The 22,513-nt window shown below is 33.5% G+C and carries 20 protein-coding genes; 14 read left to right on the forward strand and 6 right to left on the reverse strand.

The window, feature by feature from the left end:
• Position 1 precedes the first annotated feature (1 nt).
• The 4 genes from ABD730_RS04785 to ABD730_RS04800 all read left to right on the forward strand — a co-directional run bounded on the left by ABD730_RS04785 (position 2) and on the right by ABD730_RS04800 (position 3,959).
• Positions 2 to 424 (forward strand): hypothetical protein, encoded by a 423-nt coding sequence (locus tag ABD730_RS04785; RefSeq protein WP_344712943.1) that lies wholly within the window; start codon positions 2 to 4, stop codon positions 422 to 424.
• A gap of 54 nt (positions 425 to 478) precedes the next feature.
• Positions 479 to 877, forward strand: coding sequence for a hypothetical protein (locus tag ABD730_RS04790; RefSeq protein WP_334468039.1), 399 nt, complete (start codon positions 479 to 481; stop codon positions 875 to 877).
• Between the two features lie 99 nt (positions 878 to 976).
• Positions 977 to 1,822, forward strand: coding sequence for a hypothetical protein (locus tag ABD730_RS04795; protein ID WP_344712945.1), 846 nt, complete (start codon positions 977 to 979; stop codon positions 1,820 to 1,822).
• A 136-nt stretch (positions 1,823 to 1,958) separates the two neighbouring features.
• On the forward strand, positions 1,959 to 3,959 hold the full coding sequence (locus tag ABD730_RS04800; RefSeq protein WP_344712947.1) for a TonB-dependent receptor plug domain-containing protein: 2,001 nt from the start codon (positions 1,959 to 1,961) through the stop codon (positions 3,957 to 3,959).
• A gap of 19 nt (positions 3,960 to 3,978) precedes the next feature.
• Here ABD730_RS04800 and ABD730_RS04805 read toward each other — a convergent pair whose 3' ends face one another.
• Both ABD730_RS04805 and ABD730_RS04810 read right to left on the reverse strand, forming a co-directional pair.
• Positions 3,979 to 4,329, reverse strand: coding sequence for a hypothetical protein (locus tag ABD730_RS04805; protein ID WP_334468045.1), 351 nt, complete (start codon positions 4,327 to 4,329; stop codon positions 3,979 to 3,981).
• Positions 4,330 to 4,336: 7 nt separating this feature from the next.
• Positions 4,337 to 5,311, reverse strand: coding sequence for a polyprenyl synthetase family protein (locus ABD730_RS04810; RefSeq protein WP_334468047.1), 975 nt, complete (start codon positions 5,309 to 5,311; stop codon positions 4,337 to 4,339).
• Between the two features lie 150 nt (positions 5,312 to 5,461).
• Between ABD730_RS04810 and ABD730_RS04815 the strand changes: the two genes are divergently transcribed.
• From ABD730_RS04815 to ABD730_RS04850, 8 genes are all read left to right on the forward strand, one after another.
• Positions 5,462 to 6,070, forward strand: coding sequence for a TetR/AcrR family transcriptional regulator (locus tag ABD730_RS04815; protein WP_215928002.1), 609 nt, complete (start codon positions 5,462 to 5,464; stop codon positions 6,068 to 6,070).
• Positions 6,067 to 7,392 carry a TolC family protein gene (locus ABD730_RS04820; protein WP_344712950.1) on the forward strand — a complete coding sequence of 442 codons (1,326 nt, stop codon included), beginning with the start codon at positions 6,067 to 6,069 and terminating at the stop codon, positions 7,390 to 7,392. Before ABD730_RS04815 ends, ABD730_RS04820 begins: the two co-directional genes overlap by 4 nt.
• An 18-nt stretch (positions 7,393 to 7,410) precedes the next feature.
• Positions 7,411 to 8,589 (forward strand): efflux RND transporter periplasmic adaptor subunit, encoded by a 1,179-nt coding sequence (locus ABD730_RS04825; RefSeq protein WP_215928005.1) that lies wholly within the window; start codon positions 7,411 to 7,413, stop codon positions 8,587 to 8,589.
• A gap of 64 nt (positions 8,590 to 8,653) precedes the next feature.
• On the forward strand, positions 8,654 to 12,187 hold the full coding sequence (locus tag ABD730_RS04830; protein WP_334468053.1) for an efflux RND transporter permease subunit: 3,534 nt from the start codon (positions 8,654 to 8,656) through the stop codon (positions 12,185 to 12,187).
• Positions 12,188 to 12,327: 140 nt separating this feature from the next.
• On the forward strand, positions 12,328 to 14,082 hold the full coding sequence (gene aspS, locus ABD730_RS04835) for an aspartate--tRNA ligase (RefSeq protein ID WP_334468055.1): 1,755 nt from the start codon (positions 12,328 to 12,330) through the stop codon (positions 14,080 to 14,082).
• A 142-nt stretch (positions 14,083 to 14,224) separates the two neighbouring features.
• On the forward strand, positions 14,225 to 16,027 hold the full coding sequence (locus ABD730_RS04840) for a chloride channel protein (protein ID WP_215928010.1): 1,803 nt from the start codon (positions 14,225 to 14,227) through the stop codon (positions 16,025 to 16,027).
• A 32-nt stretch (positions 16,028 to 16,059) separates the two neighbouring features.
• Positions 16,060 to 16,305 (forward strand): hypothetical protein, encoded by a 246-nt coding sequence (locus tag ABD730_RS04845; RefSeq protein WP_344712954.1) that lies wholly within the window; start codon positions 16,060 to 16,062, stop codon positions 16,303 to 16,305.
• 111 nt (positions 16,306 to 16,416) lie between these two features.
• Positions 16,417 to 16,608, forward strand: coding sequence for a cold-shock protein (locus tag ABD730_RS04850; RefSeq protein ID WP_020898101.1), 192 nt, complete (start codon positions 16,417 to 16,419; stop codon positions 16,606 to 16,608).
• 83 nt (positions 16,609 to 16,691) lie between these two features.
• Here ABD730_RS04850 and ABD730_RS04855 read toward each other — a convergent pair whose 3' ends face one another.
• Together ABD730_RS04855 and ABD730_RS04860 are read right to left on the reverse strand one after the other, a co-directional pair.
• Positions 16,692 to 17,159: a hypothetical protein gene (locus tag ABD730_RS04855; protein WP_344712967.1), complete on the reverse strand. Its 468-nt coding sequence runs from the start codon at positions 17,157 to 17,159 to the stop codon at positions 16,692 to 16,694.
• A gap of 25 nt (positions 17,160 to 17,184) precedes the next feature.
• The gene (locus ABD730_RS04860; protein ID WP_344712969.1) at positions 17,185 to 17,634 is read right to left on the reverse strand and encodes a nucleoside deaminase; all 450 of its coding nucleotides are present in this window, start codon (positions 17,632 to 17,634) and stop codon (positions 17,185 to 17,187) included.
• A 65-nt stretch (positions 17,635 to 17,699) separates the two neighbouring features.
• On the opposite strand from ABD730_RS04860, the gene ABD730_RS04865 reads away from it, so the two are divergent.
• Positions 17,700 to 19,481 carry a 1-deoxy-D-xylulose-5-phosphate synthase gene (locus ABD730_RS04865; RefSeq protein ID WP_334468069.1) on the forward strand — a complete coding sequence of 594 codons (1,782 nt, stop codon included), beginning with the start codon at positions 17,700 to 17,702 and terminating at the stop codon, positions 19,479 to 19,481.
• On the opposite strand, the gene ABD730_RS04870 is transcribed toward ABD730_RS04865, so the two are convergent.
• A complete protein-coding gene (locus tag ABD730_RS04870; RefSeq protein ID WP_215928018.1) occupies positions 19,455 to 19,625 on the reverse strand; it encodes a hypothetical protein in 171 nt (56 codons plus the stop codon). The genes ABD730_RS04865 and ABD730_RS04870 overlap by 27 nt on opposite strands.
• Positions 19,626 to 19,711: 86 nt before the next feature.
• Positions 19,712 to 21,052, reverse strand: a complete 1,341-nt coding sequence (locus ABD730_RS04875) for a deoxyguanosinetriphosphate triphosphohydrolase (protein ID WP_344712971.1) — start codon at positions 21,050 to 21,052, stop codon at positions 19,712 to 19,714.
• A gap of 235 nt (positions 21,053 to 21,287) precedes the next feature.
• Here ABD730_RS04875 and ABD730_RS04880 point away from each other — a divergent pair, with 235 nt between their 5' ends.
• The gene (locus tag ABD730_RS04880; protein WP_344712973.1) at positions 21,288 to 22,511 is read left to right on the forward strand and encodes a hypothetical protein; all 1,224 of its coding nucleotides are present in this window, start codon (positions 21,288 to 21,290) and stop codon (positions 22,509 to 22,511) included.
• Positions 22,512 to 22,513: the final 2 nt, after the last annotated feature.

Genomic DNA, 22,513 nt, shown 5'->3' on the forward strand with positions numbered 1-22,513 from the left:
TATGAAACGATTACTATCAAATTCAGTTATTCTTATAATGATACTGTTAAGTTGTTATTCATGCAAAAACAACACAACAGAACCTCAAGTCATTCAACTTGAAGGCTTAACACTCAACCATAACGAAAAGTGGATTGCCAACGAAGAAACCCATATTGGCATGAAGCGTATTGATTCTATTTTAAAGAACCATACGTCAACAAGCGGAAAAATTTTAGGTGATGTACTTTCAAAACAAACCAGTTATATTATTAAAAGCTGTGATATGGAAGGCGAAGCACACGACCAGCTTCATGTGGTACTCGTTCCTATTCTAGAAGAAATTACAGATATAAAAGACCTAGAAAATGCGTCAGATATAGATAAAAAGGTAACAACTTTAAAACGCTTAACAGCCACCTATTTTCAATATTTCAAAATATAGCTTTAACTGACATAAATCATATAATTAAAGACAAAATAGTCCGAATTTTGAATTATGATATTAAAGGTTATACATAAAGCCACGGCCTTGTTTTTAACGTTCGTTTTATTAGCGAACAATATTAACAATGTGGTTATTGTAACCGATTTTATAGTAAACCAAGATTTTATTGCTAAAACACTTTGTATTCAAAAAGACGATCAAAAAGGTTGTAACGGAAAATGTCATTTAGCAAAGCAATTAGTACAAAATAACACAAGTTCTAGTTCAGATGCACCACTACCAGACACTGACAGAACACGCTTAGACGTTTTTGTTATTTATGAAACTACAAACCAAACTATTGATAATTTTAGTCAATTATCAAGATTCCAAAACAATACACATTACAGAATAAAACAACCTGTTTCTGGCTTTTATTCTATCCACACACCTCCACCAGATTTAAGTTAGTTTTTTGAAGCTCTACAACGCGCAAATTTCCATTTTTTGAAACCAAATCGGCTTCAAACAGAACAATTACATCAAAAAAACAACTTAAATACATTAAAAATGAAACTTAAATATATATTACCAATTGCATTTATTGCATTATTCTTTTCATGTTCAACAGACGACGATAACGATACATCAACCATAAATGAAGTTGAAGGCTTAGAACTTATTCAAACTATAAGTAATGGTAACGAAACCATAGAACTTTACAACGAAAAAGGTCTATTTGAAACTGGCTACAATAGGATTAGCCTTAGACTTAAAGACAACACTACAGGCAGCTATATTGAAGACGCTACTCTTTCTTGGATGCCAATGATGCAAATGCCAACGATGCAACATTCTTGTCCTAAATCTACAATTTCTAAAGCTTTAGGAAAAGATACCGTTTACGAAGGTTTTATAATTTACCAAATGACAAATGAAGATAGTTCTGGCTGGTCATTAACCATAAATTATAATATAGATGACACCGACTATTCCGTGACAGAAACCATTAGTGTATGGCAATATGAAAATCAAAATACAGCGAGTTTTATAGGTAGCGATGACAGCAGATATATCCTTGCGCTAGTTGAACCGAAAGACCCAAGTATTGCCGTAAACGAAATAAAAGTTGGTTTATTTAAAATGCAAGATATGATGACATTCCCTGTTGTTGAAGATTATACTATTGCTTTAGATCCACGCATGCCTGGCATGGGAAATCATTCGTCACCAAACAACACAGATTTAACCTTTAATAATGCAGACAATTTTTACTATGGCGATTTATCATTAACCATGACTGGATATTGGAAACTAAATCTAAAGGTAATGAACGCTAATGGAGAGGTTTTAAAAGGAGAAGACGTAACAGAAGAGAACGAAGCAAGTAGCTTGTATTTGGAGTTAGAGTTCTAAACTGTCCTTTACTGTTATTTAGAACGAGGCACGACGTGAAGAATCTCAACTGTAATGCTGGTTGTGATTCTTCAGGTTCCCCTCTTCTTCTCTAACACATTTTACCCATTGATTTTAAACACTAAAATTTTTAGCTATGAAAACGCTAATAACAGTCATTCTATGTCTGCTATTGTCTTCTTTAGGATTTACTCAAGACAACAATAAAGAGACAAAAAAAGATACTACAAAACTCGAAGAAGTCCTCGTACTTTCAAGACGTAAGTTAAGCAATCACAGACAAGAAAAAACACTGTCTAGCATTGATGATTATCTTGAAAAATCTAACAAAATAACCATGATAAAACGTGGTAATTACGCTTGGGAACCAACCATTAACAACATGGCAAGCGAGCGTCTGGTAGTGACTATCGATGGTATGCAAATTTTTGGTGCCTGCACAGATAAAATGGATCCAATAACGTCTTACGTTGATGTTTCTAATCTCGAAAAAGTCACTATTGGTTCTGGCCAAGAAGGCACAGAAAACGGACATTCAATTGGTGGTGGCATTGATTTAAAATTACCATCCTCTAAATTTAATGGTTCTGGCTTTAAGTCTGGATTAGACCTAGGTTATGAAACTAACGGCAACTATAAAGCAACTGGACTAGATTTAGAATACATAGGCAATACATTCTTTATTAGCGCTGACGGTATTTATAGAAAATCTGATAATTATGACGCAGGTGGCAATGAAGAAATCTTATATTCTCAGTTTGAAAAATATAATCTCTCACTACAATCAGGTTATAAGTTTTCTGAAACTCAAAGTGTCGATGCTAACCTTATTTACGATAAAGCTACCGATGTAGGTTATCCTGCTTTGCCAATGGATGTTTCTTTAGCTGAAGCTTTAATTGCATCGCTAACGCACTATTACAAACCTGAAGATAAAGTCTTAAAATCCTTAGAAACCAAATTGTATTTTAATACCATAACGCATATTATGGACGATACAAAGCGACCTGTTGTTGCTATAAGAATGGACATGCCAGGTTGGAGCGATACGTATGGGTTTTACAGTAAAGCAGAACTGATAAAAAAGAAACATCATTTCATACTTAACCTTAATGGATTCTATAATAAATCACTTGCAGAAATGACTATGTTTTCTAACAATCCAGGCGAGCCAGACATGTTTATGTACACTTGGCCAGATATTAGAACCCTATATTCTGGTGTTTTTATTAAAGATGATTTTCATTTTAGTGAAGATGAAACACTCGCTTCTTCCATACGATTAGGCTATCACAATAACAAAATAGCAAAAGAAGTTGGCATTCAGAGTCTTGAAATTTTCCATGATACAGTAGACCAACAAAGCAATAGATTTTTAGTGAGTTTAGCATCTACATATCAACTTAAAAAGGACAATTACAATCTCTCTGCTGGTTTAGGTTATGGTGAACGCGCACCTTCCGTTAGTGAAGGTTATGGTTTTTATTTATTCAACAGTTTTGACAATTACGATTATATAGGCAACCCAAATTTAAAGGACGAAAAAGCCTTAGAAGCGAACTTTAGTTTTAAACAGAAATTCAACGATTTTGAAATTGGTTTAGAATCATCTTACTTCCATATCATGGATTATATTATTGGTGAGATTGCGCCAGACGTAAGCTCAATGACTATTGGTGCTAATGGTGTGCGTGTTTATACCGCATTAGACCATGCTTCTATTTTTAATACCTATGTAAATAGTAGTTATAAAATATCGGAACGGTTGGCAATCAACGGAACGGTTGGCTACAATTATGGAAAAGGAAATGATGGCGAAAACTTACCACTTATAAAACCGATTTCTTACTTTGCTGAATTCAATTACAACACAGCTAAATTTACTGCCGCATTGCAACTAGATGGCAACGGAACCCAAAGTAATTACAGCCGTAAGTATGGCGAAAACAAAACTGCTGATTATGCAATATTAAACCTTAATTTAGGGAATGTATTTTATAATAAACTCGGAAAAACAGTCTTAAAATATGGTGTTGAAAACATATTAGATGCCAAATATTCTACCTATGCCGATTGGAATAACTTTCCGAGACAAGGTCGTAATTTTTATATGAATTTGTCTTTTGTTTTTCAATAAAAAATACTCATAATTTTAATTAAGAATATTTAGCCTTATACCAAACTTTTTGCCATTCGCGTTGCAAAATCATAAAAGTAACCTCTTCAGATAATTTTAAAGTATCACTACCATCTAAAGATTTAATTTTTGCTTCGGAAACATCTACAATATATAGTAAATTGAGATAGTCTGAAAACTTAGAATTTATTAAGTTAAAAACCGTTTCTTGCAACACAAACCTTAAGCTCGTTGGCAAGGTTTCTTCGTCAAACTCTAGGTCAATATTAGCATACAACACATCTTTATTGAGTTGAACAATAAGTTTTTTGTATAGGTTTAAACCTTCGGCTTCAGATATTAAATCTTCAAAATTTGATGGTAAACTCATATATGAATTATACACGTCTATTCATTAATTGTTCTCCAAACAACCTCAGTGATTGCTTTTTCTCTTCAGGAATCTCTAATCTTTCTAAAACTTCAAATGCTTTGCTAGTGTAGTCTTTTACTGCATTTTGAGTTGCTTCTTTTGCACCAGAATTAGTAAATAATTGCTTTACTTTTTCAACCTTATTAGTGTTAGGCAATTCTAAGTTTGACATAAAAGTCTTTAAATTCACTTTATCATCATCAGATCCTAACGCTATTGTTTTAAGGTATAAATATGTCTTTTTATTTTCAATAATATCTCCACCTACCTGCTTACCAAAAGTTTCAGGATTACCAAAAGCATCCAAATAATCGTCTTGCAATTGGAATGCAATTCCTAAAAGTCGTCCAAATTCATAAATAGAATTTTGATCTTCAATAGAAGCATTTGCTACAATCGCTCCCATTTTCATGGCAGCACCAACCAAAACAGCTGTTTTATATTCTATCATTTTAAGATATTCGGGAATCGTAACATCATCTCGTGTTTCAAAATCAATATCATATTGCTGTCCTTCACAAACCTCTAAAGCCGTTTTACTAAATAATTTAGCTAACGCCTGAAATGTTTGCGGATCATAATTTTCAAATAGTTGATAAGCCATAATTAGCATGGCATCACCAGAAAGTATTCCTGTATTTAAATTCCACTTTTCATGAACCGTTTGTTCTCCCCTTCGTAAAGGTGCATCATCCATAATATCATCATGTACTAATGAAAAATTATGAAAAACCTCAATAGATAAAGCTGCATCCATAGCTTTTGGCACATTTCCACCAAAAACATCAGCTGTCATTAAGGTTAAAATTGGTCGTAACCGCTTTCCTCCTAATTGAAGAATATAATTAATAGGACTGTATAAATTTTTAGGTTCTTTATTTACGATAAAACCTTCTAAATATTTTAGAAAAGGCTTTTGATAGTGTTCAATATGTTGCATAAGACAAAAATAATCTTTTAAACATATTTTAAGCTAATGTTGGCTGTGTTAAAAAACCATTAAAACTTAGGAAACTTTTTTGGTTTTTAAAGTTTCCTATTGTAGCTTTGCGCAATAATAAAAAAGTTCCGTTAGCAAGGAAGATTAAAAATGAAAGAGAAAATAATATTTAAGTCTACTGATTTGTTCTTAAACCTAGGGTTTAAGAGTGTTACTATGGATGACATTGCTAATGAAATGGGTATTTCTAAAAAAACCATTTACCAGCATTTTCAGAATAAAACAAAATTAGTTGAAGCCACTGCAATGTATGTTTTTGAAAATATTTCACACGGTATAGATTGTATTTGTGAGCTCAATAAAAACCCAATTGAAGAGATCTATGAGATTAAGCGCTTTGTTATGCTTCATTTAAAAGATGAAAAATCATCACCTCAGTATCAGCTTCAAAAGTATTACCCTAAAATTTATAACTCACTAAAAAAGAAGCAGTTCGAAAAAATGCTTGGCTGCGTTACTCGTAACTTAGAACGTGGCGTTACTCAGCATCTTTACAGAGATTCTATAGACATAGATTTTATAGCACGACTTTACTTTAACGGTATGATTTCTTTAAAAGATCAGGACCTTTTTCCACACGAAAACTTTTCAATGCCAATGTTAATGAACAATTATATAGAATACCATTTAAGAGGTATCTGCTCCGAAAAAGGATTAGAAACACTAACAAAATTAAACACCAATCTAAATAACCTATGAAAAAAACACTAACGCTAATAATAGGTTTTATTATTTTTCAAACAGGATTTACACAAGAGCTACCCAAAAGTCTATCATTACAAGAAGCAATTGACTATGCCTTAGAAAATAATAGATCTGCTATAAATGCTGCTCGAGATATTGAAGCAGCTAAAAAGCAAAAATGGGAAACCACAGCTACTGGTTTACCTCAAATTAATGCCAAGATTGATTACACCAACAATATTAAGCAACAATTTGATGCTATTGATTTTGATCAAGATGGTATTGTAGATTTTGGTGCAAAGCAGTCTGTAAATCCATCGATAACATTAAATCAACTTATTTTTGACGGCTCTTACCTTGTAGGCTTGCAATCGGCTAAAGTATTTTTAGAAATTTCCGAAAATGCAAAAACCAAAACAGATTTAGAAGTTAGAAAAGCAGTGATTAATGCTTACGGAAATGTATTACTAGCCAACGAGAGCGTTGAAATTTTAAAACGAAACGTAATTGTATTGGAAAAAAACCTTTACGAAACTCAAAAAATTTATGAAAATGGATTAGAAGAAGAGGAAAGCGTTGAGCAATTACAAATTACACTTTCGGGTTTAAAAAGTAATTTAAATAAAACCGAGCGCCTTCAAAATATTGCGCTTCAAATGCTAAATATTAATTTAGGTATTGATGTATCTAGCAATACAATTTTAACCGACACCTTAGAGTCTTTAACCGATAATAATATAGATCTCGATATTCTAAACATTGAAAACAATGTAGAAAATACTATCGATTATAAAATTGCGAATAATGACAAAATCTCTAAAGAATTACTCGTAAAACTTGAGATGAGTAAGGCACTCCCAACATTAAGTGCGTATATTAATGGTGCTTATATCGCCAACAGTAACGACTTTAGTTATTTTGACAAAGAACAACGTTGGATAGGGACCTCTGCATTTGGTGTTAACCTTAACATTCCAATTTTTAGTTCGGGCAAAAGAAGCGCTTCAACACAACGGGCAAAAATAAACTTAGAAAAAGCAGAAACCGACTTAACAGAAACCGAACAACGCATTAAACTTCAAATTGCATCAGCACAAAGCGATTATCAATTTGCTATTGAAGATTATGAAAATAAAAAAGAGAATTTAGCACTAGCCGAACGTATTGAAACCAAAAACCAAACCAAATTTTTTGAAGGTATTGGTTCTAGTTTTGAACTCAGACAAGCACAAACACAGCTATACTCTGCACAACAAGAACTCCTACAAGCTATGCTAGATGTTATAAACACAAAAGCAGCTTTAGAAACCGTTTTAAATACACCAACTCAAAATTAATCAATCATCACATTTAACATGAAAAATATATATTCAATAATAGCCATTACTTTTCTTTTTCTCTCTTGTGGAGGCGAAAAGAAAAACTCTGTAGAAACCGTCATTGAAAGTGGTAATTTAGAAACCATTAGAGCAAAAAGAGGAGAACTTGTTGGCGAACAACAAGCCATTAATGATAAAATAAAACGTTTAGATGAGAAAATTAAAGCTTTAGACACTGTAAAACATGTACCATTAATCACAACTTTTAAGGCTCAAGCCGAAGTTTTTAATCATGTTTTAGAACTTCAAGGAAACGTAACCACAAAAAATCTTTTAACCATCACACCAGAATACAATGGTATTTTAACACATGTTTACGTAAAGGAAGGGCAAAATGTAACTAAAGGGCAAATCTTAGCCAAAATAGACGATGGTGGATTAAGCCAACAATTAGCACAATTAAAAATTCAATCCGATTTAGCAAAAACGACTTACGAACGCCAAAAACGTCTTTGGGAACAAAATATAGGTAGTGAAATTCAGTTTTTACAATCAAAATCTACTTACGAATCGCAACAAGAAGCCGTAAATCAATTAAAACAACAAATTGCTAAAACAAATGTTAAAGCACCTTTTTCTGGTACCATTGATGATATCATTACAGAACAAGGAAGCGTCGTTGGCGCAGGGCAAACCCCATTAATGCGAATTGTTAATTTAGACAATATGTACATTGAAACCGAAGTCCCAGAACGTTATGTTTCTGATGTTACAAAAGGCAAAAGTGTTTCTGTAAACATTCCGGTTTTAGGCAAAACAATAGAAACCAAAATTCGTCAAGCCGGAGACTTCATAAATCCTGCAAACCGAACTTTTAAGATTGAAGTTGAAATACCAAATAATGACAAATCTATAAAGCCTAATTTATCTGCACGATTAAAAATTAACGATTATACAAACGAAAATGCCTTATTAATTCCACAAAGTGTTGTTTCTGAAAATTCAGAAGGAGAACAATACGTTTATATCGTATCTAACAAAGATTCTAAAGGAATTGGTACTGCACAACGAATAATTATTGAGACAGGAAAAACACAAGATGACGTTATTGAAGTTTTAAAAGGTCTAGAACCAGGAGCTGAAATTATTAAAGAAGGAGCAAGAAGTGTTAGAGATACGCAATCTGTAAAAGTCCTTGAAATAGACGAAAAATAATGGAAGGATTCTATTCTTCTAAAGTAATTAAACACTAATTCTATAGTCTAAAAAACAAACTTAAATGACTAATAATAAAAAAAACACAGAAAAAGAATTTGCGTGGTCGTCGTGGGCAATTAATAATAAAACCACGATGTATGTGCTTATTGCTGTCTTTTTCTATTTGGGAATTTCGGCTTTCTTCGATATGCCAAGAGAATCATTTCCAGAGGTAAACGAGACTAAAATTTATGTCAGCACAATTTACCCAGGAAACACCGCTGAAGACATTGAAAAGTTAATAACCGACCCTGTAGAAGACCGACTAAAAACCGTGAGTAATCTTGTAGAAATCACTTCGACATCTCAAGAAGATTATTCTATGGTTATCATAGAATTTGATGAAAATATCACAGTAGAACAAGCCAAACAGAAGGTTAAAGACGAAATTGATTCTGAAACCGCTAGTGAAGATTGGCCAACATTTAACGGAGCAAAAGTAGAACCAGATGTTTTTGAATTGAGTCTTTCTGAAGAAATGCCAATTCTAAATATTAATATTTCTGGTGATTATCCAATTGAAAAATTAAAAGATTATGCCGAATATCTTCAAGATGAAATTGAAGATTTACAAGAAATTAAAAAAGCAGATATTCGTGGAGCTCAGGACAAAGAAGTAGAAGTTGCCGTTGACATTTATAAAATGATGGCAGCCAAAGTTACTTTTAATGATATCCTTGGTGCTATTGGAAATGGAAACATAACACAATCTGCCGGAAATTTAAAAGCAAGTGGACAAAGACGTACCATTAGAATTATAGGTGAAATTGAATCTCCTTCAGAGCTGAATGATTTTGTAGTTAAATCTGAAAACGGAAATTCTATTTATTTAAAAGATGTAGCAACCGTTTCTTTTCACGAAGAAGACAAAACCACTTATGCTAGAAAATCTGGAAAACCTGTTGTAATGCTAGACGTTAAAAAGCGTGCTGGTAAAAACATGGTTGCTGCTGCAGAACAAATTCAAGTTATTGTACAAGATGCTATTGATAACGAATTCCCTCAAGACGTAGAAGTCACCATTACCAATGATCAATCTTCTGTAACAATTGGTCAAGTAGATGATTTAGTAAACAACATCATCTTTGGTGTTATCTTGGTCGTTACCGTATTAATGTTCTTTTTAGGGTTTAAAAATGCCTTATTTGTTGGTTTTGCTATACCAATGTCTATGTTTATGTCATTAATGATATTAGGCATGATTGGCTATAGTTTAAACACAATGGTGCTTTTTGGACTTATTATGGGATTAGGAATGTTAGTAGACAACGGAATTGTAGTTGTAGAAAACGTTTACCGTTTAATGGAAGACGAAGGCATGAGCCGTATTGAGGCTGCAAAAAAAGGTATTGGAGAAATTGCATTTCCTATTATTATTTCAACAGCAACAACCGTAGCCGCTTTTGTACCCTTAGGCCTATGGCCTGGTATTATGGGAGAATTTATGAAAATTCTACCAATAACCCTTTCTATTGTTTTAGGCTCGTCTTTATTTGTGGCTATCTTCTTTAATTCGGTATTAGTATCGCGTTACATGACCACTGAAGACAAGGACATGCCTCTAAATCAAATTATTAAAACCACAATTATAGTTGCCGTTATTGGAATTATAATTTTAGTTTTCGGTGGTACATATCGTGGTTTAGGAACTATTATGGTATTCACAGCGATTATGCTTTGGGCATACCGTTTTTTCATCAGAAGATGGGCTAATAGCTTTCAAACTAAAGCATTAGTAAGACTTGAAAATTGGTACGAGCGTCGTTTACGAAGTGCATTATCTAAAAAACAACCTTATATCTTAAGTATTGGAACCTTCCTATTATTGATTGCGGCATTTATAGCCTTTGGAATTTCACTTTCTACACAACGTACTAAAGTTGAATTTTTTCCAGACAACAAACCCAATCAGATTATTGTCTACATAGAATATCCACAAGGAACAGCCATTGAAAAAACCAATGCTATAACGGCACAGATTGAACAGCGTGTTTATGAGGTTATTAATGCTGACCGTTTTATGGAAAACGGAAGAAACTTCTTAGTAGAAAGTGCTGTTTCTCAAGTAGGTGAAGGTGCAGGAAATCCTCAAACCGATATGGGTTCTGGTGCAGAAATGCCACATAAAGCTAAGATAACAGCTTCTATGCGCGAGTACAAATTCCGTCGTGGAGAAGACAGTGAGCTCTTACGTCAAAAAGTACAAGAAGCCTTAGTTGGTATTTATCCTGGGGTTTTAATTTCTGTAGAGAAAAATGCAGATGGACCACCTGCTGGCTCGCCTATTAACATTGAAATCATAGGTAATGATTATAATGAATTAATTGCAACAGCAGAACAAATGCGTGCTTTTGTTAATTCTAAAAACATTGCAGGAATTGACGAACTTAAAATCGATGTTAACAAGGACAAACCAACGATGCAAGTTGAAATTGACCGTAAAAAAGCCGGAGAATTAGGTGTTTCTGCCAAACAAATTGGAGACCAATTGCGTAATTCTATATTTGGTTCTAAAGCAGGAATATACAAAGAAGATGGTGATGATTTTGACATTTATGTGCGCTTTAATGAAAATACACGTTATGATAAAAGTGCGCTTTTTAATCAGAATATAACCTTTAGAGATAACACAGGTCAGATTAAAGAGATTCCTTTATCAACAGTTGCGAAACAAAAAAACAACTCTGGATTTAGTGCCATAAAACATAAAGCAACTAAGCGAGTCGTTACCGTTTATTCTGCTTTATCACCTGGCTATACAGATGCGCAAGCCATTGTAACCCAAATTCAAAATGAAATGAAAAGTTACAAGGGGTTATCAGAAGATATTCATATTGATTATACAGGTCAAATTGAAGAGCAGAACAAACAAATGGCATTCTTAATGGGAGCGTTTTTCACGGGACTTGGATTAATTTTCTTCATCTTAATATTTCAATTCAACTCTATCTCTAAACCAACCATTATTATGATTGCCATTTTCTTGAGTTTTATTGGTGTATTTGGTGGTATTGTACTTTCAGGAAGTGCTTTTGTGATTATGATGACGATGGTTGGGATAATTTCTTTAGCCGGAATTGTAGTAAATAACGGGGTGGTACTCTTAGATTATGCACAACTTTTAATAGATCGAAAGAAAAATCAACTCAATTTAAATGAAGATCAATACCTAACTAACGAAGACCTTTTTGAAAGTATCGTTACCGCAGGAAAAGCACGTTTAAGACCTGTTTTATTAACTGCAATCACAACTATTCTAGGGTTAATTCCGTTAGCAATTGGGCTAAACATTAACTTCTTTACGCTGTTTGCAGATTTTAATCCAAACATTTATATGGGAGGAGACAACGTAGTATTTTGGGGACCATTAGCTTGGACCGTTATCTACGGCCTGTTAATAGCAACATTCTTAACATTAATTGTAGTTCCAATTCTGTTTTATTTAAGTGTTAAACTAAAAATGTGGATGAACAAATCTAAAGTGGCTTCAACAAACGAAGTTATACCTCAGGAAACATTTAATATGAATAAGAGATTGGATGAAAATAACAGTTAAAACTCAATGTTAATAAATGAACCAAAAGAGAGCCTTAACAATTGTTGAGGCTTTTTTATTTGTTTATACCTTAAGTTGATTAAATTTGCAACCGCATTCATCAAAGCATTAGCAACGATGAATAAAATTAAAATTTCAATATGTACAGAAGTCACAATTGTGGTGAATTAAGAGCATCACACAGCAATACAGAAGTAACACTTTCTGGTTGGGTTCAAGGAATTAGAGACAAAGGATTTATGATTTACCTAGATCTTAGAGATCGCTATGGTATAACGCAACTTTACTTTGATGAAGAGCGTACTTCTAAAGACTTAATGGAAAAAGCGTCTAAGCTAGGTCGCGAATACGTTATTCAAGTTAAAGGTACAGTGGTTGAACGTGCTTCTAAAAACCCAAACATTCCAACTGGAGATATTGAATTATTAGTTTCAGAATTAACTATTTTAAATACGTCTTTAGTTCCACCTTTTACCATTGAAGATAAAACCGATGGTGGAGATGATGTACGTATGAAATATCGCTATTTAGATATTCGTCGTAATCCCGTAAAAAACAGTTTAATCTTAAGACATAAGGTTGCGCAAGCGGTTAGAAATTATTTGTCTAATGAAGATTTTATTGAAGTAGAAACCCCTTATTTAATAAAATCAACACCAGAAGGTGCACGTGATTTTGTGGTACCATCTCGTATGAATGAAGGCCAATTTTACGCATTACCACAATCTCCTCAAACCTTCAAACAATTATTGATGGTTGGTGGCATGGATAAATACTTTCAGATTGTAAAATGTTTTAGAGACGAAGATTTACGTGCAGACAGACAGCCAGAATTTACACAAATAGATTGTGAAATGGCATTTGTAGAACAAGAAGATATTTTAAATACGTTTGAAGGTTTAACACGTCATTTATTAAAAGAAATTAATGGTGTTGAAGTAGAAAAATTCCCAAGAATACTTTATGATGATGCCATGCGTTTGTACGGAAACGACAAACCAGACATTAGATTTGGAATGGAGTTTGGCGAATTAAACGATGTTACACAACATAAAGACTTTGGTGTATTTAATTCTGCAGAGCTAGTGGTTGGTATTGCTGTTCCTGGTGGTAATAAATTCACGAGAAAAGAAATTGATAACTTAATTAAATGGGTAAAGCGCCCACAAGTTGGTGCTTTAGGCATGATTTATTCGCGTTGTAATGATGACGGTTCGTTTAAATCTTCAGTAGACAAATTTTACGACCAAGAAGATTTAGCCAAATGGGCAGAAATTACAGGCGCAAAAGCAGGTGATTTAGTATGTGTATTGTCTGGCGATAAAAATAAAGTAAGAGCACAATTAAGTGCTTTACGTATGGAGTTAGCAACACAATTAGGTCTTAGAAAACCTAATGAATTTGCTCCTCTTTGGGTTATGGATTTTCCATTGCTAGAATGGGACGAAGACACCGAACGATACCACGCTATGCACCACCCTTTTACATCTCCAAAACCAGGTCAATTAGAATTACTAGACACTAATCCAGGCGAAGTAAAAGCCAATGCTTATGATTTAGTCTTAAACGGAAATGAAATTGGTGGAGGCTCTATAAGAATCCATGACAAAGCAACACAAGCCATAATGCTAAAACATTTAGGTTTTTCTGAAGAAGAAGCAAGAGCTCAATTTGGTTTCCTTATGGATGCTTTTGAATATGGTGCACCACCACACGGAGGTATTGCTTTTGGATTGGATAGATTAGTAGCTATTTTAGGAGGCCAAGAAACAATTAGAGACTTTATTGCTTTTCCTAAAAATAATTCAGGACGCGATGTTATGATTGATGCTCCTGCATCAATTGATAATGAACAACTAAAGGAACTGAGTTTAAAATTGAATTTGAAACAATAAATACTCCCTTTAGGAATTGCTTCCTCAAAATTGTATATTTGGTATAAGAGTGTAGTAAGCTCAATAAAATAAATAGGTTAAACCTGTAGGTTGATTACTGAGCTTTGTCGAAGTACAACCTACAGTTTTTTTTTGAAATAAGATGCCAACGAAATCTTTCATAAAACAATTTCTATTATTACGATACAAATATATATCGCAAAAGAACTTTGTTTACCTGTTAAGTGTTCTTGTTGGATTGCTTACAGGTGTTGCAGCTGTAACTTTAAAAAACATCACTTTCACCATTCAAAAGGGATTAGAAAAAGGGATTATTTTTTCTCAAAATCAGCTCTATTTTATACTCCCTGTTATTGGTTTATTCTTGGTATACCTCATAGCTAAATATCTATTTAAAAAAGGAATGACACCATCAATTCCACCTTTTATAAAGCGAGCTATTCCATCATTACTTTATTCTTTATTGAGACAAAAAGGGCTATTATCTTATAAACTTATTTACCATCCCTTAATAATGGCACCTTTAACAGTAGGTTTTGGTGGTTCTGTTGGGTTATTAGGACCTGCTATAACCTCTGGTTCTGCTTTAAGCTCTAATTTAAGTCGGATTTTACACGTTGATAAAAAAACAAGAACATTACTTATTGCTTGTGCAACCGCTGCTGCTGTAGCATCTATGTTTAAATCTCCAATTGCAGCAATTGTATTAGCTGTTGAAATTTTTAGTTTAGATCTTACATTTGCGGCACTACTACCCTTGTTAATTGCTTCTATATCTTCTGTTTTAACCTCTTATTTCTTTTTAGGAGATGAGTTACTTTTTAACTTTAATGTTACGGAAAAATTCAATCCAAAAGACACTCCACTCTATATGTTACTAGGTTTAGGAACAGGGATAGCATCCATATATTTCACCAAAATATATTTTGCTGTTTATGCCTTTTTCGACCGCTTTAAATCACGCTTTACAAAACTTTTAGTTGGTGGAGTTGCTATTGGTATTATGCTTTATTTTATCCCTCCACTTTATGGGGAAGGTTTAAGTTTTACTAAAGACTTATTTGAAGGTAATTATCTACACGCCTTAGGCGATAATCCTTTTGACAAATACGTTGACAATATTTGGGTTGTTATTGTATTACTCATTGGTTTTACCATATTTAAAGCGATAGCCATGACTACCACATTTGCCGCAGGAGGTGTTGGAGGAGTTATTGTACCAACGATGGTTATGGGAAGTGCTTTAGGTAATGTTGTTGCCAAAATCATTAATAATATTGGACTTGGACATCAGGTATCTGAAGCTAATTTTACACTCATTGGAATGGCCGGACTAATTGCCGGAGTGATTCATGCTCCATTAACCGCTATATTTTTAATAGCCGAAATTACTGGTGGTTATATTTTATTTTTACCGCTAATGATTACAGTCGCAATTTCATATATGATTACAAAAAATTATATGGAACATACAATTTACACGCGCGAATTGGCAGAACGTGGAGATTTATTAACACATGATAAAGACCAAAGTGTTCTTACGATGATGCAGTTAGATAGTGTTATAGAAAAAGATTTTATTGCATTAAACCCAGAAATGACCTTAGGAGAAATGCTTCATAAAGGCGTCTCTAAATCTAGTCGGAATTTATTTCCTGTAGTCGATAGTTATAAGCGTTTAGTAGGAATAATTCTGTTAGATGATATCAGAACTGTAATGTTTGATCAGTCGTTATACGATTCTACTTCGGTAGAAACTTTTATGCACAACCCGCCAAATTATATCGATTACGAAAAAGATACAATGAAAGCTGTGATGAAAAAATTTCAAGATAGCGGAGCTTGGAATTTACCTGTAATAAAAGAAGGCTGTTATTACGGTTTTGTATCAAAATCAAAATTACTAACCGCTTATCGTAACGAATTAATTAACTTTACATCTTAAGTCTATATAGACAATTGAATAAAAATTTTTGAATGAAACCTATAAAAACCATCACCTTTATTGCACTTGTCTCCTCAATAACTAGTATTGCTTGTGGTTTTTTATTAGATGTGCCTTACCATCAAAAACTAATTGGCTTTGGAGTTGTAGGTTTATTCTTCGTTGTTTTTCCATTGTTCTCCTATTATAGGTGGAAAGATAAAGATGTTAAGGACTATATGCTTTCTAAAGAAAATCTTGACAAGATGCGCGAAAATCAGCGTGATTCTAGAACGTGATTTATTAAATTCTGTTTCTATTATCGTGATATAAAACAAAATAAAACGATTTATTAACAGTGGACTTTATTTTTATATTATCTTTGCACTTTAATTTTTATTTATATTATAATGACTGGAACAGTTAAATTTTTTAATGATTCAAAAGGATTTGGATTCATTACCAACGAAGAAACAGGAAAAGACATCTTCGTACATGTATCAAACCTTAATGGCGTAGAATTACGCGAAGGTGACACAGTAGAGTACGACGAAGAAGAAGGAAGAAAAGGATTAGTAGCTGCAAATGTGCAAGTACTATAAGTAATATATCTTACAAGTTTCAACGCTCAACCAATGGTTGAGCGTTTTTTTTGCTCTATTACGAACTCAAAGACGTCATACAACTATTCAAAAACTATAGGCAAATCTGTTTTAGCTATCTTAGTAATATAAAAAGGTTGCGTCATTACACTCGTAGCATTTCCCGTAGGACTATTGTACATCACTTTAACAATAATCTTTTCAGACGTATTTGTCACAGCCAATTCTATACTATTACCACCACTTCCTTTTACAGTATTGAACACTGCAATGATTGTATATTTTGAAAAATCAACTTTAGTTTCAGAAAAACCATCAGAGACATTATTAACCTTATTCATCTGACGCATCAGATCCTCCCAATCACTTTGGTTTTCTATAATCATGTTCTGCTTTGTTAACCCTTCTTTACCAGCACCATAAAGATTGCCCTTTGCAATTAAAACAGATTCTACAGTGGTCATTTTTGCATTATTTACAGCTGTTTTATGGCATTTACAACTTACAACACATATTAAAGCTAGTATTATTAGTAATGGATGTTTTTTCATGATAACTATACTGTTTTGTTTAAAATTAATTTAAGTTACGCTTTTCAATAAAAAAACGTTTCATTAAAGCAGAAGCTTCTTCTGCTAAAATTCCGCTCACAACTTCTGTTTTAGGATGTAATGTCGTTCCTAATGTTTTAAAGCCTCTTTGTACATCTGAAGCTCCATAAACGATCTTAGAAATTTGACTCCAATACAGCGCACCAGCACACATTTGACAAGGTTCTAAAGTCACGTATAAGGTACATTTATTTAAATATTTTCCTCCTAAAAAATTAGCAGCAGATGTTATAGCCTGCATTTCGGCATGTGCTGTTACATCGTTTAATAATTCTGTAAGGTTATGTGTTCTTGCAATAATTCTATTTTCTATTACAATAACCGCTCCAACCGGAATTTCGCCTTTTTCAAAAGCAGCCTCAGCTTCCTGAAGGGCACGTTTCATAAAATAAGTGTCGTCAAATGGGTCTGTCATAGTTGTAAAAATACGATTCTAATTGCATAAAAAAATACATTTGCTTATAGTACATTTGTAATTGAATGAAAAACCTCTTAAAACATATTAATCTTCCTAAAGATTTACGCCAGCTTGCTCCCGAAGACTTACCTCAACTTGCTAAAGAGTTACGACGCTTTATTATTAACATCGTCGCTACAAAAGAAGGTCATTTAGGTGCTAGTCTTGGAGTGGTAGAATTGACTATTGCGTTGCATTACGTCTTTAATACTCCAAAAGATGAATTAATTTGGGATGTTGGCCACCAAGCTTATGGTCACAAAATCTTAACCGGAAGAAAAGATATTTTTGATACCAACAGGCAACTCAATGGTATAAGCGGTTTTCCAAAGCGCAGTGAAAGTGAATATGATGCTTTTGGTGTTGGACATTCATCAACCTCAATTTCGGCAGCCTTAGGAATGGCAATTGCTTCACAACTAAAAGGCGAAAACAAACACCATATTGCTGTCATTGGCGATGCTTCTATTGCTAGTGGAATGGCTTTTGAAGGTTTAAACCACGCCGGAGTTACAGATGCTAATTTACTCGTTATCTTAAATGATAATGCCATTGGTATAGACCCAAGCGTTGGTGCCCTAAAACAATATTTGACTAACGTAAAAAAAGGAACTGAAAAGCAAGACAATATTTTTGAAGCCTTAAATTTTAATTACTCCGGACCTATTGATGGTCATGATTTACCCTTACTCCTTTCAGAATTAAAACGACTAAAAACTGTAAAAGGACCTAAGTTTTTACATATTATTACCACAAAAGGAAAAGGCTTAAAACAAGCAGAATTAGACCAAGTAAAATACCACGCACCAGGAAAATTTGATGCAAAAACAGGTGAACTCCCAGTAAAATCAGACTTAAAGCAACCTCCAAAATACCAAGATGTTTTTGGTGAAACTATTGTAGAGTTGGCTTTAAAAAATGATAAAATAGTAGGTATTACTCCTGCTATGCCAACAGGAAGCTCCTTAAAATATATGATGGAAACCATTCCTAATAGAGCTTTCGATGTAGGTATTGCAGAGCAACATGCTGTTACACTTGCAGCAGGAATGGCAACACAAGGCCTTATTCCATTTTGTAATATTTATTCTACATTTTTACAACGCGCCTACGATCAAATCATTCACGATGTGGCATTACAAAACTTACCTGTAATCTTCTGTTTAGACAGAGCTGGTTTGGTTGGTGAAGATGGAGCTACACATCACGGTGTTTTTGATTTGGCGTATTTAAGTTGCATTCCTAATTTGGTGATTTTTGCACCAAAAGATGCTATTGCACTCAGAAATATAATGTACACCGTTCAATTAGGTATTGATTTTCCTATTGCAATTCGTTATCCACGCGGAAGAGGTCATCTTTTAGATTGGAAAAAACCTTTTGAAATCGTAGACATAGGAAAAGGCAAATGCCTTAAAGAAGGCCTTAAAATTGCCATACTTACTATTGGTACAACAGCAAAAACTATTGACGATGTAATTGCGTCTATCAATCAGAAAGATGCTATTGGACATTATGATATGCAATTTGTAAAACCTTTGGATGAAAATTTACTGCACCGTATTTTTAAAAAATACGATGCCATTATTACCATAGAAGATGGTACTGTTGTTGGTGGTTTTGGCAGTATGATTTTAAATTTTGCTAATACTAATAATTATAAACAAACCATTACTATTCTTGGTATTGAAGATCAGTTTATAGAACATGGCACTACAGACCAATTAAAAGCAATGCAAAAATTGGATGCCTCATCACTACAAAAGAGAATTGAAGACTTACTCTTCGCTCTCAACAATTGCTAAATCTGTATTATTTTCAACTTGTTCTACCTCAACAGTATCTTGTATTGATAACTGTTCTTGTGGATTTGAAATGTCGTCCAGCATTAATAAGCATGTTACTACAACCATGAAGATAACTAAGCCACCGAGTATATTATTTTTCATAAGTAGATGTTTTTTTTGAGGGCTGATTATAAGGTAAATAAAAAACAAATATCGTTAAAAAACAAATTTATTCGATGAAATGCACGTTATAAAATATTACCTTTTAACTTCTTATGTAGCAACATAGCATTTGTATCTGATAATTTTGAAATGTATAAGCATACAGAAAGTAGGTTTTGATAAAGTGCATCACTCTCCAATTTAACCGTTTCCGGCAATATATTATACAATAAATTATCGTAATTGGACATATGACCTTTATAATAATTAAAAGCCATTTCACCATAAGCATTGAGTAATTGATTTAGAATTTCGTAACCCGCAATTTCCTTATTTAATACATCTTTAGAGCGGTAAACATTCTTAACACTTATATCAATAATATCTTTTATCTGCGCTTTATACTGACTTACCTCCAACAAAGCCGTTTCAAATTTACCAGCTAAAATAGCTTCTTCATGCTCCATAAATAGAGACGCGGCTTCATTTATTAATCGTCCTATCGCTAAGGCTCGTAAATAACTCACACGATCTTCAGTAGTTTTTAAGGCGTGATAATTTTCTGTTTTTATACTGCCTCTTACCAAATTAATTAAATATTCTAAAGCATATTCTTCTTCAATCAATCCAAGGTTAATACCATCTTCAAAATCAATTATAGTATAACAAATATCATCTGCTGCCTCCACTAGAAACGCTAAAGGATGTCTTTGAAAACTCAAATAATCATTACCTCGTTTGGATAAACCTAACTCTGATGCTACATCTATAAACATCTCTTTTTCACTCTGAAAAAAACCATATTTTTTATCTACTATATGATTGGTTGGCTTTTTAGGTAAAGATTCTTTAGGGTATTTCATAAATGCTCCTAAGGTTGCATAACTCAATCTTAATCCTCCTGCTCTACCTTCTCTACTTTCGGTTAAGATTTTAAAACCATTGGCATTACCTTCAAAATCACATAAATCTTGATATTCTTTTTCTGTTAAGAGTTCTTTAAATTTGCAACCCTTACCATTTTTAAAATAAGCTCCAATAGCTTTTTCTCCAGAATGACCAAATGGTGGGTTACCAATATCGTGAGCTAAAGCGGCTGCTGCCACTATTGCGCCAAAATCATTCATGGTATAACCATGTACACTCTCTAAATGTGGATGCTTTTTTAATAGTAATTGACCAACTTTTCGCCCTAAAGATCTACCAACAACACTCACTTCTAAACTATGTGTTAAGCGCGTGTGTACAAAGTCGGTTTTAGACAAAGGTATAACCTGTGTTTTATCTTGAAGACCTCTAAACTCGGATGAAAATATAATACGGTCATAATCAACCTCAAAACCCAAACGCGTTTCATCTTGCTCTTTTCTCAATCTTTTATTAGTGTCTCCAAAACGCTTTAAGGAGAGTAGTTGTTCCCAATTCATAGTAATAGTGTTATAAGATGCAAGATAAATAAATTGCTATACAATTGATTATATAAAGCCTAGATAGATATTATAAATTTCTAATGTTACGTAATTGTTTCCTTAACATAAATCTAGTTAATACTAGGCTAACACTCCACTAACCTTTTCATTACAAACCTTTAATTTTCAATTAACCTACAAGTGAGGTAATCATGTTTTCTTTGCGGCATAACATTTAATGAACAAAAACAAAATGAAAACAATTAAAAACTTATTTTTCTTACTTGCTTTTTCGCTTATCGCATTTAACTGTAGTAGCGATGATGACAACAACACTGATGATGGAGGAGATCCTAATGAATTAATCCTGAAAACAGGTATTTTAACTGAAGATGAAACATGGACATCTAACAACATCTACTTATTAAATGGAAAAGTAGTTGTTAACGATGGTGTGACTTTAACTATTGAAGCGGGTACTATAATTAAAGGTGCTGAAGGACAAGAATCATTAGCGTCTGCTTTAGTTGTTGACCAAGGGGGTAAAGTTATTGCTAACGGAACAGCATCTGCACCAATTATAATGACATCTGAATTAGACAACATTACTTTTGGACAAAACACTGGAACAAACCTTAACCAAAACGATACAGGTCTTTGGGGTGGATTAATCATCTTAGGTCGTGCACCTATCTCTGTTAGTGGAGATGTTGAAACTGCGCAAATAGAAGGTATTCCTGCAACTGAGCCTTACGGTCAATATGGTGGTACGGATGCTAATGATAACTCAGGTGTATATAAGTACATTTCAGTAAGACATGGTGGTATAACTATCGGGTCTGACAATGAAATTAATGGTGTTACAATGGGAGGAGTTGGTAACGGAACTGTAATAGATCATATTGAAGTTGTTGCAAATCAAGATGATGGTTTTGAGTGGTTCGGTGGAACTGTAAATGCTACAAACTTAATTACTTGGGGTAATGGTGATGATGGTTTAGATGCTGATCAAGCTTGGTCAGGATCTGTAAATAACGCCTTAGTTATTCAAGGAAGTGAATCTGGTAGCGCATTAGAATTAGATGGTCCTGAAGGATCTGTAGCAACAGAAGATGGTTATACAATGAGCAATATTACTTTAATTGGTGATCCTACAACTTCTAGCTATATCGCAGATTGTAGAGACGGTTTAATTGCTAACTTAAATAATATTTTAGTTTACAACTTTGGAACTGAATCTACAGTAAGAATTAGTGGTGATGACTCACATACAGAATTTGCTAATGATAGATTAACGTTTTCTAACTGGGAAATTGTTCTACCTACAGGTGTTGCTCTTGCTGATATCATTCAAGCAGATGCTAACCAAGCAAAATTCACTGATAACGCAACCGCTATTACTGAAACACAAGCAACAACTGGTGCTAACACAAGTGTATTTGGATGGACGTACACAGCGTCTCAAAATGCGTTCTAAAC

Origin of the sequence: Winogradskyella damuponensis (genome assembly GCF_039538385.1) — a bacterium.
Classification (GTDB): domain Bacteria; phylum Bacteroidota; class Bacteroidia; order Flavobacteriales; family Flavobacteriaceae; genus Winogradskyella; species Winogradskyella damuponensis.